Here is a 14,691-nt window from a genome sequence, read left to right as displayed (position 1 = left end):
GCGTTCCCCGCCCGGCCGGTGCCTCGCCCGGCGTCCGGGTTCGCGCGACCGTCACGACCCGCGGTTCAGGCCGCGGTGGCCAGTCTCTCCGCCTCGCGGCGGGCGGTCCGGTGGCGGCGCCAGCGGACGAACCCGACGACCACCGCGACCGCCACCAGCGCGGCCAGGCCCGCCAGGAGCGGCGACCGCGCGGCCAGCCCCAGCCAGCCCCAGATCACCGAGTACAGGCCGAAGGAGGTCACCGGCACCCAGGTCAGACAGCCGAGCGCGCTGGCCACGACGTACCAGGGGTAGGAGATCCGTAGCACCCCGGCCACCCAGGGCAGCGTGTGGCGCAGCCCGGGCACCCAGAAGCAGGCGTAGACGGCGAGCGCGCCCCACTTCCTGACGACGTTCTCGACCCGGGTGATGTTCTCCTGGCCGATCTTGGCGCCCAGCCGCGAGGTGTAGAGCCTGGAGCCCAGGACGTGGCCGATCCAGTAGTAGGCCTGGAACGCGCCGAACAGGGCCAGGCCGCCGACGATCACCCAGAGCCACAGGGGCATGCCCAGGAAGGACGCGGAGGCCGGGTCGGGGATGCCCGCCACAACAGGTCGCACTCTGAACATCACCCCCACGGTCGTTCCACCTGCCTACCTCGATATTAGGGGAGGCTTACCTGAACCGGCAGACCGGCGCCCTTCCGGCGACCCGGTTGCAAGCGGACGTCAACTCCAGGGCAAGAGCCGTGGCGTACACCTGGGATGTAACGAAGAAAGGTGTCTGTCATGAGTCCGCGTAGCAGTGTGGCGCCGATGGTGGCGAGTGGAACCGCGAGTGCCGTCAAGCTGCTCGTCGCCACCCTCGCCTTTGCCGGAGCCTACCTGGGGGTGGAGGCCACCCACGGCACCCAGGCCCGGATCCCGGCCGGCGCGGCGGCGCAGGCGCCGGTGCGGACGGTGGAGCTGTCGTCGCGGTCGATGCCGGCCACGGAGCGGGTCCCGGCCGCCACGGAGCGGGTCTCCTCCGCGAGCGAGGTTCCCGCCGCGGGCACGGCCCCCGGCACGGTCATGGCCCCCGGTACGGTCACCGTCAGCGCGCTCGAGACGCTCGGTCCCTGCGACAGGCTGTACCAGGTTCAGAGCGTCGTCGGCAACGACGACCCCCGGGCCACCGTCTCCTACGGCTGGCGCCTGGAGCGCTGGAGCCCGGGCACCCGACGCTGGCAGACCTACCTGGGCACCGGGTCCGGCTTCGGCGGCGAGAGCCAGACCGTCGAGTGGCAGCCCAGGATCGTCAACAACCCCGGCTGGTACCGCGTCGTGCTGTCGGTCTCCGGCGACGCCCCGCTGCGCAGCAAGAAGTTCCTCGTCAGCTGCTGATCCGCCCGCTCCGCGCCTCTTCCCCGGCGTCTGTCCCTGGGAAACGCCCCCACGGGAAGCGCCCACCCGGGAAGCACCGACCCGGGGAAACGCCGTCCCTGGGAAGAACCGACCCCAGGAGAGGCCGGCCCGGGGAGGCGCCGGCCCGGGAGGCCTCAGCCGCCGAGGGAGCGCTGTGCCGCCTCCACCCACCGGCCCACGCCGACCCGCTCGGCCACCGCGAGGGCGTTCTCGTAGTGCGGCTTCACCGCGTCGGCGAAGCCCAGCCGCAGCGCCAGATCGCCCAGGGTCAGGGCGACCGGCCAGAGCGCCACCACCCCGGTTCCGGCGCCCGCGATCCGGTCGGCGAACGGCTTCAGCGTGTCGTACGCCTCGATCATCCGCTCCCGGTCGTCCAGCAGCATGCCCGCCAGGGCCCGCCAGATCATCGCCAGCTCGTAGAGGAAGTCGGGGCGTACGGGCGTCTTCACCGCGATGACGGCCCGCGCGTCGCGGTGGTGGCCCGCCGAGGCGAGGGCGACCGCGTAGGCGTCGAGGGTCCACTTGGCCCCGCGCTGGTGCGCCTCGGCCAGCGGCTCGACCATCTCGGCGGCCCGCCCGTTCACCAGGTGCAGGCAGAACGTGGTGATCAGCGGCAGGTCCTGGCGGCCCTCCAGCATCCCGGCCTTGGCGGTCAGCCGGGCGGCCTCGCGGTAGGCGCGCTCCGCCCCGGCGAAGTCACCGGCGATCATCAGGCGCTGCCCGGCGTACCAGGCGACCACCGAGGCCGGCGCGGACAGGCCGTACTGCCTGGCCAGCCGCTCGGCGGCGGCCACGTGCGCGTCGGCCTCGGCGAACGCGCCCGAGGCGGCCGCGCACTCCATCAGCACCAGGTGGGCCAGCGCCTGCACCGAGATCTGCCCGGTCGCCTTGCCGACCTCCAGCAGTTCCCTGCCGATGACCTCGCGCTCGCCCACCGGGGTGATCCCGTACGACTGGCGCAGCCGCCCGCTCAGCGCGGTCGCGAGCAGGGCGGGGTCACCGGAGCGGCGGGCCAGCTCCTCGGCCTCCAGCGAGGCCTGCTCGCCCCGGGGGGTGGCCGACCCCTCCAGCTCCAGCGCGAGCGTGGCCAGCAGGCTCGCCCGCAGCGACTGCTCACCGGCGGGCAGCTCGACCAGCGCCTGCTCGGCGACGTCGACGATCTCCCAGGCGGTGCGGGTGAAGTCGCGGGCCATGCCCTTGTGCGGCACCGCCAGCGAGGCGGCCACCCGGGCGGTGAGCTCCAGGTTGCCCAGCGGCAGCGCCGCGTCCATCGCCTCGCGCCGCCGCCTGCGGGCCGCGGCCATGTCGCCGCAGAGCGCCAGCGCCTTGATCAGCCGCAGGGTCAGCAGCAGCCGATCCCTGGTGCTGTCGGGCGTGTGGGTGATGCCCGACCTGTCGAAGGCGGCGATGGCCTGCTCCCACAGGGTGGCCGCCTCGCGGTGGGCGAAGCGCCGCTCGGCCTGTTCGGCGGCGAGCCCGGCGTAGTGCACCGTCTTGCCGGCGGTCTCGCTGGTGCCCGCCGAGTCGTAGTGGTGGGCCAGCGCGGCCACGTCGCCGGGGTTCCTGCGCTCGATCACCGAGGCCACCGCGGCGTGCAGCCGGGAGCGGCGCAGCCGGGAGGCGTCGGAGTACAGGGTGTCGCGGACCAGGTCGTGGTCGAAGCGCAGCATGCCGGGGCCCGGCTCGGTGACCAGGCCGGCGAGCAGCGCCGCCTCCACCGCGTCGACCACGGCCTCCTCGTCGCCCGAGACGTCGACCAGCACGTCCACGTCGACGTCCCGGCCGATCACCGCGGCCTGCAGCAGGATCTGCTGGGCGGTCGCGGGCAGCCGGGAGATCCGCCTGCGCAGCACGTCGCGGACGCCGGAGGGCACGCCGGAGATCACCTCGGCGGCCGTCGCGCGGTCGCTCACCGCCTCGGCGTCGAGCAGGCGCACCGTCTCGCGGACGAAGAAGGGGTTGCCGCCGGTGCGCTCGACGATGCTGTTGACCGCGTCCTCGTCGACCTCGCGCACGCAGGTCGCCCTGACCAGCTCGGCCACCGCCTTGGTGTCGAGCCCGGTGAGGCCGACCCGGACGGGACCGAGCCTGGCCAGCGCGGCGAGCACGTCGGCCTGCTGGTCGCTCAGCTCGCTGTCGCGGCAGGTCACCACCAGCAGCACCCGGCTGGTGGCGAGCAGGCTCGGCAGCGCGCGCAGCAGCGCCAGCGTCTGGTCGTCGGCCCAGTGCAGGTCCTCAAGGGTGAGCAGGATCGGCGTCTCCTTGGCGACGGCGGCGAGGTAGCCGCCCACCGCCCGGTGCAGCCGGAACCCGCCGGAGGCCTGGTCGTCGTCGGGCTCGGGGGCCGCGTCGTCGAGGAGCGGCGCCAGCAGCGAGGCGTACTCGCCGGGCCCGGCCGCGTTCACCAGGGTGCGCAGGATCTCCACCCACGCCCAGCCGGGAGGCGTGGCGCTGCTGTCGGGACAGGCGCCCGAGGAGATGCCCCACCCGTCGTCGGACAGCCGCCTGATGAGCTGGCGGACGAGGGTGGTCTTGCCCGCGCCCGCGTCGCCGCTGATGATCGCGACGGTGAACCGGCCGGTCCTGGCCGCGGCGGTGGTCAGCCTGCCCAGCTCGGCGTCGCGGCCGACGAACGGCTCCGGCTCCAGCGGGGGAAGCTCCACCTGGGCCACCGTGGGCCTGGGCGGCCAGGTCTCCGCGGCCACCTGCTGGCGCTGCCTGCCCGGCGGCGGGGTGGCGAGCTGCAGGCCGGGATCCTGGGACAGGATGTCGGACTCCAGCTTGCGCAGCGCCGGGCCCGGGTCGATGCCCAGCTCGTCGGAGAGGATCGTGCGCGCCCGGCGCAGCGCCGCCAGCGCGTCGCCCTGCCGCCCGCAGCGGTACAGGCCCAGGGCGAGCAGCCGCCAGCCCTCCTCGCGGAGCGGGTGCTCGGTGGTCAGCGCCTCCAGGTCGGGCACCGACTCGGCGGGCAGGCCCATCCGTAGGCCGCTGTCGGCGTGCCGCTCGCGGGCCACCAGGCGCAGCTCGGTGAGCCGGTTGACCTCGGCCTCGGCCCACGGCTGGTCGGCGAAGTCGGAGTACGGGGTGCCGCGCCACAGGCCCAGGGCCTTCTCCAGGCGGGCCCGCGCGGAGGCGGGGTCGTCGCCCTCCAGGTGCTCCCCGGCGGTGCGGACCAGCGTCTCGAAGCGGAGCGCGTCGACCTGGTCGGGAGCGGCGCGCAGCGCGTAGCCCGAGGCCACGGTCACCAGCAGCCGGTTGGGGCCCCCGCGCGGACGGCCCGGCTCCAGCACCCTGCGCAGCCGGGAGATGTAGACCTGAAGACCCGACTGGGCGCCCTTGGCCGCGTCGTCGTCCCACAGGTCGTACAGCAGGGAGTCGACGGGAACGACCTGCCCGCGCGCGACGAGCAGGCGTGCCAGGACCGCACGTTGACGAAGCCCGCCCAGGTCGAGCTCGTCCTCACCGGAATACGCCTCGACCGGGCCGAGAACTCGGAAAGCCACCATGTCAGCCGCCACGCTATGTGGGCCTTCCAATCGCATACAAGGTATTTCCCAATCTAGCGGCTGATCGACTCCTTTTCAGGGGCCGGAGTGGCGTTCTCACGCCTGCGCAGGAACGTCCACACCCCCAGCGCCAGCCCGCCGAAGGGGATTTCGACAGTGTAGGTCCAGAACCCGAAAAGCAGGGCGGCGGCGGTGGCGGAGTCCAGCGGAGCGCCGAAGAAGACCAGTGCGCCGATAGTTCCGGCCTCCATTATTCCGGTACCGCTGGGAGTCACCAAAGCGGTGGTCAAGACCCTGGACAGGGCGAAGGCGGCGATCGACTGCGCCAGGCCGGGGTAGGCGCCGGTCGCGTGCAGGCAGACGACGAGGATCAGCCACTGGAAGCCGAGGAAGAAGATCATGCCCAGTGTCAGCCCGGCCCAGCGGCTCCGCACGATCTCGGAGGTGTCGGCCCGCAGCTTGGCCAGCGCCCCGGAGGCGGCGTGCCCGCCGGGACGGATCCGGCCGGGGAGCAGCCGGGTCAGGGCGTCGAGGCCGCGGCCCAGCACGTTCGCGGCGCGGTCCCAGTAGAGGGCGACGGTCACCACGGCGACCAGCGCCAGGATGGACAGCACGCCGACCCAGCCCGCCCTGGTCACCGAGGGGCTGAGCGGCTGCCCGCTGAACAGCAGGGCCACGATGCCCGCCGCCGGCAGCAGGAAGCGGAACAGGGTGTTCCAGATGCCGGTGGTCAGCGTGGAGACCAGCACCGGCCGGGTGGGAAAACCCCACCCCCTGGTCATCGCGAACGTCATCGCCACCCCGGCCGCGCCGCCGAAGGGGAGCAGGTTGCTCACCGCGCTGCCGCTCGCGTTCAGCGTCAGGGCCTGCAGGTGGGTCAGCCCGGGAAGGGAGGCGGTCAGCACGAAGGTGTAGGCGAGGAGGCTGAGCAGCCAGACGGCGGCCATCAGCGTGACCTCCCGGGGCCCCAGCGAGGCGAACTGCGCGCCGATCTGCGCCCAGGAGACGTGCTTGCCCGTCAGGGCCGCCACGACCTGAGGCATGAAGAACACGAGCGTGGCGGCGAGTGCCAGCGACACGACCGACAGCCCGACCTGGAGCAATCTGCTCTTCATGTGACACGCCCGCTCTTCATCCGGCACCCCCGGTCAAGTCTGCCGGTCCCGTTCTCATCCTTTCGGAGGAACTTCGAAGGGGTGCCTCAGCCGGGAGCCCAGGGGGGCGTCCCGGCGGACGTACCACTCGGTGCCGAAGACGAGACGGTACAGAGGCTGGGGGATCTTGAGCATCACCCCGAGCGTGCGGGTGTCGGCGCCGGTGGCCTGGGAGGCGTGGGCGGCCATGCTCGCCCGTTTCTGGCGGGCGAAGCGCCGCACGGCGACCCGGTGGGTGATCACCTCGCCGGGGGAGTACGCCCGTTCGAAGGCCCGGATGTCGAGCTGCGGGTAGAACCTCCTGGCGAGCCGCAGCCCCCGCAGCAGGGGGTCGCGGTTGACGGTGGCCTCCAGCACGATCGGGGTCTTCGCGATCTCGGCCGCCCGGCCGCCGACCCGGTGCACCTGGACGTGGTCGGGGTGGCCGTAGCCGCCCGCCGGGTCGTAGGTCGTCAGCAGGTCGGCCTTCTCCTCGGTGAGGATGGCGGCCAGCCGCCGGGCGGCCTCCTCGGCGTCGGCGTCGATGAAGGCGTCGTCGGGCCGGTCGCCGGCGACCCCGCCGCCGGGCGCGAGCCCGGAGTCGCCGTAGCCGAGGTTCACCACGCGGGCGCAGCCGAGTGCCGCCGCCGATTTGTACAGCTCGGCCATGCGGGCGGCGCCCAGCGCCTCACCGGGTTCGAGGTCGGCCTGGCCCCGCTCTCCCGAGGTCGCCACGACGAGCACCACCCGGTGGCCCTCGGCGGCGAGCATCGCCATGGTGCCCGCGGTGAGCAGGGCCTCGTCGTCGGGATGGGCATGAAAGAACACTGCTGTCTTGACGCTGCTGATCAGGCTCACTCCGTTCGCGCGACTCGGACGCGCCCACGCGGGGCACGCAGGCATGATCTCACGCGGGTCTACGCTGGCACGGTGAGGATCCTCCACATCAGTGACTGTTATCTGCCGCGTCTCGGCGGGATCGAGGTGCAGGTCGCCGATCTGATCCGGACGCAGCGGGAGGCGGGTCACCAGGTCGAGGTGGCGACCGCCACCCCGGGGGAGAGCCTTCCCGGGGTGCACAGGATCGTCGCGAGACTACCCTTCGACCTGCCGGTCCACCCCTTCGGGACGGGACACCTGCTCCGTCTGGTGAGAGCGCGGCGACCCGACGTGGTGCACGTGCACACGGGCGCGGTCTCGCCGTTCGCCTGGATGGGCGTGCGGGCGGCGACCCGCGCGGGCCTGCCCGTGGTCGTCACCGTGCACAGCATGTGGGACCCGGTCACGCGGGCGGTCTACCGGGGACTGCGGCTGCTGTTCGGGTGGCACCGCTGGGGGCTGGTGGGCACCGCGGTGAGCGAGGCCGCCGCGCTGCCGATCCGCGCGGTGGCTGGGCCCGGCGTGCCGGTGCACGTGGTCTCCAACGGCCTGGACGTCTCGGGCTGGCGCTCAGCGCCCCTTCCCGCGCCTCCTTCGCGGCCTCCCGCCGATCACGTACGCCCCGAGCCGGCCGGGGATCCCTCGTGGTCCGAGCCGGAAGGCGGTCCGGTACGGCCCGAGCCGGTGCACGTCGTCGCGGTGGGGCGGCTCGCGCCCCGCAAGCAGCCGGTCCGGTTGCTGAAGCTCCTGCGGGAGGCCCGTGCCCAGGTGCCGGGGGAGACGCCGATGCGGGCGACCGTCGTCGGGGACGGCCCGGCCCGGTCGCAGATGGAGCGCTATCTGAGGGCCAACGGCATGACCGGCTGGGTCTCGCTGCCCGGCCGCTACAGCCGCGACCAGATCCGGGAACTGCTCGCCTCGACGGACGTGTTCGTCGCCCCCGCGCCCCGCGAGTCCTTCGGGCTGGCGGCGCTGGAGGCCAGGGCCGCGGGGGTGCCGGTGGTGGCGCGCGCGCAGAGTGGGGTGGCCGACTTCGTACGGCCCGGCAAGGAAGGGCTGCTCGGGAGGAGCTTCGACGACCTGGTCGCGTCGGTGGCCAGGCTGGTCCGCGACCGCGAGCTGCGCGAGTCGATCGCGGCGAACAACCGGGAGACCGAACCCGTCCGCAGCTCCTGGCCCGCGGTGCTCGAAGGCTTCGGGCGCTGCTACGAGCAGGCCCGCGCCGCCAGGACCTGACGTGCCCCGCCTTGCGCGGGCGAGGGCCGGCGGTCGCGTGGGCCGGGGCCGGGCGGTCGGGCGGGCTGGGCGAGGCGGGGCTGAGGCGGGGAAACGTGCGAGGCCCCTGCCGCGCGGTGGCAGGGGCCTCGGTGGAACCCGGTGGAACCCGGTGGAACCCGGTGGAGATGGTCGGTACGGCCGCCGCACCGCACTGCCCCCCGCAGGCGGGGCGGCGGCCGTACCCGGAGTGCCTCCTGTCACCAGGAGGCACGAGTCCGGTGGACGGGTTCGTCCAGGAGCGGGCCCTTAGGCGCAGGCCGCGGCGAGCTTGGTGCTCGCCTCCTGGGTCTTCGTCGCCAGCGATCCCGCGGCCGTGGCGGCCGCGGCCGGGTCGTTCGGGTCGATCTTGACCGACTCGAAGGACGCGGCGAGGTCGTTGAGGGCGGTGGCCACCTCGCCGTCGGCCGTGCCCGCCAGCGCCTTGAGGTCGGCGGCGAGCTTGGCGGTGGCGTCGTTGTACTTGGTGAGGTCACCGGCGCTCGACGTGGCGGCGGTGGTGAAGTCCGCGAAGGGCTTCGACCACGCGGCCTCGGCGCAGACCGCGCTGTTGGCGGACGACCCGCCGCAGGCGGCGGTCATCGATATGAGAGCGATTCCCGCGGCGGCGATGGCGATGCGGCGGGAAGAGAGGGCGCGGAACATTTCTGCCTTTCATTGCATTTCGTGACAGTTGGAACTGTAGGCAGGGTTCCTTGCGGATCACTTTCATGACGCTTACAGCAGTGACTCGTGTGACCTGACGTGATTTCGCCCCCACGGTGGGTAAGGGCGGGGTATGGCTGAGGCGATCGTCGATCCCGGTTCCGGTCAGCACTCGCTCAAGCGGGTCATCGGGCGCAAGGTGCTCCTTCTTTTCGTGGTGGGCGACATTCTCGGCGCGGGCATCTACGCCCTGGTCGGGAAGGTCGCCGGACACGTCGGCGGGGCGCTGTGGGCGCCCTTTCTCGTGGCTTTCGTGCTGGCCGCGCTGACGGCGACCGCCTATGCCGAACTTGTCGGCAAATATCCTCAAGCAGCCGGTGCCGCGCTTTATGCGAATAAAGCGTTCAATATTCCCTTTGTCACTTTTATCGTGGCGTTCGCGGTGCTGATGAGCGGGATCACCTCGGCGAGTGCGGCCGCGCGGGCCTTCGGCGGCGACTACCTGGGGGAGTTCGTCACGCTGCCGGTCGTCGTCGGCGCGTTCGTCTTCCTTGGCCTGATCACGCTGGTGAACTTCGCCGGGATCTCCGAGTCCATCAAGGTCAACGTGGTGCTGACGATCATCGAGGCGTTCGGCCTGCTGGTCATCATCGCGATCGGGATCTTCGCCCTGGTGTCCGGTGACGGCGACCCGGCGCGGGCCCTGGAGTTCCACCCGGCCAACGGCGCCTTCCTCGGCGTCCTGGGAGGTACGGCCCTCGCCTTCTACGCCCTGCTCGGCTTCGAGGACTCGGTCAACCTCGCCGAGGAGGCCAAGGAGCCGCAGCGAGACTTCCCCCGCGCGCTCTTCGGTGGCCTGACCATCGCGGCGATCATCTACATGGGGGTCGCGTTCACGGCGACCATGCTGGTCGACACCAAGACGCTGACGGACTCGTCAGGCCCGCTGCTCGAGGTCGTCAAGGTCGCCGGGCTGGCGTTCCCGCCCAAGTTGTTCGCCCTGATCGCGCTGCTCGCGGTGGGCAACACCGCGCTGATCAACATGCTCATGGCCTCGCGCCTGGTCTACGGCATGGCGCGTGAGGGGATCGTGCCGCGGGTCTTCGCGGCGGTCCATCCGACGAGGTCCACCCCGTGGGTGGCCATCGTCTTCACCGTGGGTGTCGCGGCGGTGCTGGTCGCCACCGGCGACGTGGGCGGCCTGGCCGACACCACGGTGCTGTTGTTGTTGTGCGTCTTCACGCTGGTCAACGTGGCCGTGCTGCTTCTCCGTAAGGACCGGGTGGACCACGATCACTTCCGGGCGCCGAGCTGGATGCCGGTCCTGGGGGCGGTGGTCTGTTTCGTCCTGGTGCTTCCGGTCACCGGCAGGGGCGTGGACGTCTACGTCCGCGCGGGAGTACTGCTCGTGATCGGAGTGGCCCTCTGGTTCGTCAACCGGCTGTTCCTCTCAGAAGGGCAGCGCTCGTCCTGAGGGCGTACGGAGGTCCAGGGCGACGGGTTTCCGGGGCGGCCGGGGCTTTTGGAGGATAAGAACCTTTTTCATGTGATACTCCCTCTTTGTTGGAGTTTGAGAGAGACTACGTCACCTGACCGACTTTTTCACGGATTTTTTACCAAGCGCGTGCAGGTCTGGGGTGGGGTCAGGGGTTCTAGGGGTCACGTGAGCGCGCGGATCCGGGCGGTGTCCAGAGCGGAGGTCTGCCCTCCGGCGTCCCGGTCGTGTCGTCGAGGGCTCTGTCGTGGCGTTTGGGAGTAATAGCCCGCCATGTCCGCACAGTAAGCGGCTCATGTTTCCGGCAGGGACACCGTGTGTTCCAAGTCCGCGACCTCGGCGCCGCGCGAGGCGGCCGGGGCCGCGACCTCGGAGACGAGATCGGGAGACGAGATCAGCGGCGAGTATCAGCGGCGGGCTCGGCGGTGGGCTCGGCGGCGAGCATCAGCGGCGGAGCACGAAGGCCTTCTCGTCGTCGCCCACGCCGACCGAGCCCACCGCCCACAGCGTGCCGGTGCCCGGCACCCGGGTCAGGCCGGTGCCGCCGACGTCGTCGGTCTCGTCGTACTGCTGGGTGGTGGTGTAGGTGCGGAACAGCGGACCGTACTCGCGTGACCAGACGGTGCCGTCGAAGCGGAGGATGAGCACCTGTCCGGCGTGATCGGCGTCGACGCCGCTGATCCACAGGTCACCGGGGCCGGAGGCGGTGACCCCGTGCAGGTTCCCCCGGGAGACCGGCACCTCGACCCGCGTCCAGCGGGTCCCGTCCCAGCGCAGGACGAGCGGCCGTGTCTCCTCGCCGCCCGCCCGGGTGTCCGGCGGCGTCTCCGCCCGGGCGCTCGGCCCGGTCTCGCCCTCCGGTCGCGCCCCCGGGGCGGCGGAGATCTGCCCGACCGCCCACACCTCCGACGGCGAGACCTGCCAGACCTGGCTGAGCCGGCCGCCGGGGATCGGAGGCGTCTCCAGGCTCTCCCACGATCCGGCCGTGCCGTGCCAGACCAGCGGGGTCCGGGTCTCGCTCGTTCCCACCGCCCAGACGTGTCCCGCCCCGGAGGTGATCGCCTCGAAGGTGCCCCCGGTGCTCAGCGCGTTGCGGAACTCGCCGCCCGCCCACTCCAGGACGACCGCGCCGGAGGGGCCGTTCGCGGTGAACCACGCGTCGCCGCCGCTCGCCGTGACGTCCGACAGCCGGTAGTCCTCGGCCACCCCGAAGGGCCGGTGCGGAGCCCACGCCCGCCCGTTCCAGTGCGCGGCGAGCGCGCTCGGGCCGTTGCCCACCACCCACACGTCGTCGGGCCCGGCCGCGCCGACCCCCTCCAGGTGATGGGCTCCGGCCCCCTCACCCAGGGGCATCTCCCGCCAGCGACTCCCGTTCCAGCGGAGGACGGCGGGCGTGCCCTCCCTGTCCTCGGCGCTGTCCTGGTATCCGACGGCCCAGGCGTCGCGGGGCCCGGTCGCCGCCACGTCGAGCAGCGCCGTACCGCCCGACAGCTTCGCTGCCCCCACGGCCGTCCACTCGGCGGACGCGGCGATCGCCCCGGTCGCCACCGGACTCGCCGAGGGGTCCCGCGGCGCGGGGCCCGGGGAGGTGGAGCCTGGGGAGGAGGGGGTCCGCGAGGCCGTACCGCCCGGCGCCGGTGTCGCGCTGCACGCGGCGGTCAGGAGCGTTCCGACGACCAGTACCGCCACCGGGCGCGCTTTCAGCATGCCACCATTGTTCCGCATGCCTCCGCCGTCCGGCCGTGCCCGCGATGATTAGAACCGCCTGGCTGGGGCACCGGGGACTTAGGCGGGAGAGGATGCCGATGTCGAAGGCTGAGGAGGACGCGAGATTCCGCGTCCGAGCCGACAAGCACAGCCATTTCACCGCCCTGCACGCGGTGGGGGCACTGGACTACGGGTCCTCCCCGCTGCTGAAGGAGCAGGCCGACGCCGCGTTGGGAACGACGGACCACCCGCGCCTGGTGATCGACCTCACCGAGGTCACCTTCTGCGACTCCACCGGATACGGCGTGCTCATGTACGCCCTCACCCGCGTCCGCAGGGTCGCGGGCTCCCTCGTCCTCGTCGGCCCCTCCACCGTGATGAGGCAACGGCTGAGCCGTCTGGGGGTGGCGGAGTTGTTCGACACCCGGCGCACGGTCGAAGAGGCGGTGGAGGCGTTTCCCGAGACGACGTGAACGGCCGGGCTTCTCCGCACCAGGGCGATCCGTGCCGTATGGGACAGTTATTGTTGCTTGGGCAAAGGGTCGGTCAGAGGGTTGGTCATGTTCGTGGGAGATGAGCCGGGGACGGTCTTTACCGCCACATCCGGACTGCACGGTACGACACTCGTCGTACGGGCGAGTGGAGAGCTCGATCATTACCACACGTCCGTGCTCCGCGAGGAGATGGGAAGGGCATGGGACTCCCTGCCCTCGCCGATGCTGATCCTCGACCTGTCCGCCCTGACCTTCTGCGACTCCTCCGGGATCGGCGAGCTGCTCCAGGTGCGCCACCAGGGCCTGAGCAGGGGGGTGCGGGTCATCCTCACCGGCGTTCAGGGCAATCTGGCCAGGCGGCTCCACCTCGCCGGCCTGATCCAGGTGTTCGAGGTGTTCCCCTCCGTGGCCGACGCGCTCGAGGTCGCCTGAGGCCCTTGCGGCGGCCCTGCTCTCCGCACCGCCTGGGGCTTCGTGGTGCTCGAGTTCTCTCCGGGACCGGCCTGTCGCGCTGCCGCCTGTCGAAGACCGGCATCCGCCTCGCTCCGTTTCACCGCCACCGGGATCCACTGTCCGTAGAAGGTCTCTTCTGCTCTCCGCATGAAGATCGACTCTGTTCTCCGCATGAAGATCGACCAGATCAGGGGCCTGATAATGAGCTCGCAATGCGGCCGCGCCATGTAGATTCAATCTAAGTAAGATTTGATATTACTAAGGTGGGATCGATGGAGTTCGCCGGGAGGGCTCTTGACCTCGACCAGTTGGACGCACAGCTGCGGCTCGTGCTGGAGGGGAAGGGGGGAACGCGAGGCCGGGCGGTGATCGTCACCGGTCGCAGGCGAGTGGGCAAGTCACGCCTGGTGCAGGAGTTCTGTAACCGTTCCGGCCTGCCGCACATCGTCTTCCAGGCGACGAGAGGGCGCAGTCCCGTCGCGGAGCGCGGCGACTTCGCCGAGGCCATCGCCTCTTCCGGACTCGCGGGTGGCGAGCTCGTCCAGGGGGCCGTGCCGCAGGACTGGAACCACGCGCTGCGGGCGCTGATGCTGGCCTCGGCCGACGAGACCCCGTGCATCGTCGTTCTCGACGAGGTCCCATGGTTGATCGAGCAGGACGGGGAGTTCGAAGGAGCGCTGCAGACGATCTGGGACAGGTATCTGTCCACCCGGCCGATCCTATTGATCCTGGTCGGAAGCGACCTGTCGGTGATGGAGTCCCTGCAGGAGTACGGCCGTCCGTTCTTCGGCCGGGCCGCTCATATGACTTTGAAGCCACTCGGCCTCCACGACGTCGCCGGCATGACGGGGCTGCCCGCCGCCGACGCCGTGGACGCGTTGCTCATCACCGGAGGATTCCCCGAAGTGGTCCGGTCGTGGGAGCGAGGTGTGGCCAGGATCGATTTTCTGCGCCACAGTCTCGCCAGCCCGCTGTCCGCCCTTCTCGCCTCCGGGGAGTTGTCCTTGCTCGGAGAGTTTCCGTCGGCGACCCATGCCCGAGCCGTGCTGGAGGCCATCGGGGCAGGAGAGCGCACCTTCAGCGCGATCGCCGCCAACGTGGGAGGAGCGACGCCGTTGCCGTCCGGCACCCTGGCGCCGATCCTCACGAACCTGGTCGCCAAACGCGTGGTAGCGGCCGACCTTCCACTCTCCGATCGGCCTGACACCAAGAACAAGCGGTACCGGGTGGCTGACCACTATCTCCGGTTCTGGCTCGCGTTCCTGCAGCGGGCCATTGCCGACAGCGAGCGAGGCCGACCGGATCTGGCGTTGCGGCGAATCGAGCGTTCGTGGACGACCTGGCGAGGCCGCGCGGTGGAGCCGCTCGTACGCGACTGCCTGGCCAGGATGCTTCCAAACGGCGAATGGCCGGATACCGAGGTCGTGGGCGGGTGGTGGAACAGGCAGAACAATCCCGAGATCGACCTCGTGGGCGCAGACCGGGAGCCTGCCGCGAGCCGGGTCCACTTCATCGGATCGATCAAGTGGCTTGACGCGCGGCCCTTCGACCGTCACGACTACGACGCTCTGGTTCGGGGCTCTGCCGCCATTCCCGGTGTGACCGTCGACACGCCGAAGGTGGCGGTGTCCAGAGCAGGGTTCGAACCAGGACTTCCGCTGGCCGCAGCCTGGACGCCGGAGGATCTACTGGCGGCGTGGCGGCACTGAGAGAACTGTCCGG

General features: G+C 71.5%; 12 protein-coding genes. 6 read left to right on the top strand and 6 right to left on the bottom strand.

Features of this window, described 5'->3' with window-relative positions:
- Positions 1 to 65 precede the first annotated feature (65 nt).
- On the bottom strand, positions 66 to 608 hold the full coding sequence (locus tag ACTOQ2_RS03955; protein ID WP_440098307.1) for a DedA family protein: 543 nt from the start codon (positions 606 to 608) through the stop codon (positions 66 to 68).
- A gap of 159 nt (positions 609 to 767) precedes the next feature.
- On the opposite strand from ACTOQ2_RS03955, the gene ACTOQ2_RS03950 reads away from it, so the two are divergent.
- Complete coding sequence (locus ACTOQ2_RS03950) at positions 768 to 1,361, top strand: hypothetical protein (RefSeq protein WP_440098306.1); 594 nt, start codon at positions 768 to 770, stop codon at positions 1,359 to 1,361.
- A 155-nt stretch (positions 1,362 to 1,516) separates the two neighbouring features.
- Here the strand turns inward: ACTOQ2_RS03950 and ACTOQ2_RS03945 are convergent, their stop codons facing one another.
- The 3 genes from ACTOQ2_RS03945 to ACTOQ2_RS03935 are packed head-to-tail and all read right to left on the bottom strand — an operon-like array spanning position 1,517 to position 6,879.
- Positions 1,517 to 4,888, bottom strand: coding sequence for a BTAD domain-containing putative transcriptional regulator (locus tag ACTOQ2_RS03945; RefSeq protein WP_440098305.1), 3,372 nt, complete (start codon positions 4,886 to 4,888; stop codon positions 1,517 to 1,519).
- 53 nt (positions 4,889 to 4,941) lie between these two features.
- Positions 4,942 to 6,003 carry a lysylphosphatidylglycerol synthase transmembrane domain-containing protein gene (locus ACTOQ2_RS03940; protein ID WP_440098304.1) on the bottom strand — a complete coding sequence of 354 codons (1,062 nt, stop codon included), beginning with the start codon at positions 6,001 to 6,003 and terminating at the stop codon, positions 4,942 to 4,944.
- Positions 6,004 to 6,057: 54 nt separating this feature from the next.
- On the bottom strand, positions 6,058 to 6,879 hold the full coding sequence (locus tag ACTOQ2_RS03935) for a PIG-L deacetylase family protein (protein ID WP_440098303.1): 822 nt from the start codon (positions 6,877 to 6,879) through the stop codon (positions 6,058 to 6,060).
- A gap of 72 nt (positions 6,880 to 6,951) precedes the next feature.
- On the opposite strand from ACTOQ2_RS03935, the gene ACTOQ2_RS03930 reads away from it, so the two are divergent.
- Positions 6,952 to 8,136 (top strand): glycosyltransferase family 4 protein, encoded by a 1,185-nt coding sequence (locus tag ACTOQ2_RS03930; protein ID WP_440098302.1) that lies wholly within the window; start codon positions 6,952 to 6,954, stop codon positions 8,134 to 8,136.
- Between the two features lie 288 nt (positions 8,137 to 8,424).
- On the opposite strand, the gene ACTOQ2_RS03925 is transcribed toward ACTOQ2_RS03930, so the two are convergent.
- Positions 8,425 to 8,820, bottom strand: a complete 396-nt coding sequence (locus tag ACTOQ2_RS03925; protein ID WP_440098300.1) for a hypothetical protein — start codon at positions 8,818 to 8,820, stop codon at positions 8,425 to 8,427.
- A gap of 133 nt (positions 8,821 to 8,953) precedes the next feature.
- On the opposite strand from ACTOQ2_RS03925, the gene ACTOQ2_RS03920 reads away from it, so the two are divergent.
- On the top strand, positions 8,954 to 10,294 hold the full coding sequence (locus tag ACTOQ2_RS03920; RefSeq protein ID WP_440098299.1) for an APC family permease: 1,341 nt from the start codon (positions 8,954 to 8,956) through the stop codon (positions 10,292 to 10,294).
- Positions 10,295 to 10,759: 465 nt separating this feature from the next.
- Here the strand turns inward: ACTOQ2_RS03920 and ACTOQ2_RS03915 are convergent, their stop codons facing one another.
- The gene (locus tag ACTOQ2_RS03915; RefSeq protein WP_440098298.1) at positions 10,760 to 12,022 is read right to left on the bottom strand and encodes a hypothetical protein; all 1,263 of its coding nucleotides are present in this window, start codon (positions 12,020 to 12,022) and stop codon (positions 10,760 to 10,762) included.
- A 98-nt stretch (positions 12,023 to 12,120) separates the two neighbouring features.
- On the opposite strand from ACTOQ2_RS03915, the gene ACTOQ2_RS03910 reads away from it, so the two are divergent.
- The 3 genes from ACTOQ2_RS03910 (at position 12,121) to ACTOQ2_RS03900 (ending at position 14,678) form a co-directional block, all read left to right on the top strand.
- A complete protein-coding gene (locus ACTOQ2_RS03910; RefSeq protein ID WP_440098297.1) occupies positions 12,121 to 12,495 on the top strand; it encodes an STAS domain-containing protein in 375 nt (124 codons plus the stop codon).
- 87 nt (positions 12,496 to 12,582) lie between these two features.
- Positions 12,583 to 12,948, top strand: a complete 366-nt coding sequence (locus ACTOQ2_RS03905; RefSeq protein ID WP_440098296.1) for an STAS domain-containing protein — start codon at positions 12,583 to 12,585, stop codon at positions 12,946 to 12,948.
- 293 nt (positions 12,949 to 13,241) lie between these two features.
- The gene (locus ACTOQ2_RS03900) at positions 13,242 to 14,678 is read left to right on the top strand and encodes an ATP-binding protein (RefSeq protein WP_440098295.1); all 1,437 of its coding nucleotides are present in this window, start codon (positions 13,242 to 13,244) and stop codon (positions 14,676 to 14,678) included.
- Positions 14,679 to 14,691 lie beyond the last annotated feature (13 nt).

Source organism: Streptosporangium sp. H16 (genome assembly GCF_051918855.1).
Classification (GTDB): Bacteria; Actinomycetota; Actinomycetes; order Streptosporangiales; family Streptosporangiaceae; genus Streptosporangium.
This window is presented reverse-complemented; position numbering and strand designations above follow the sequence as displayed.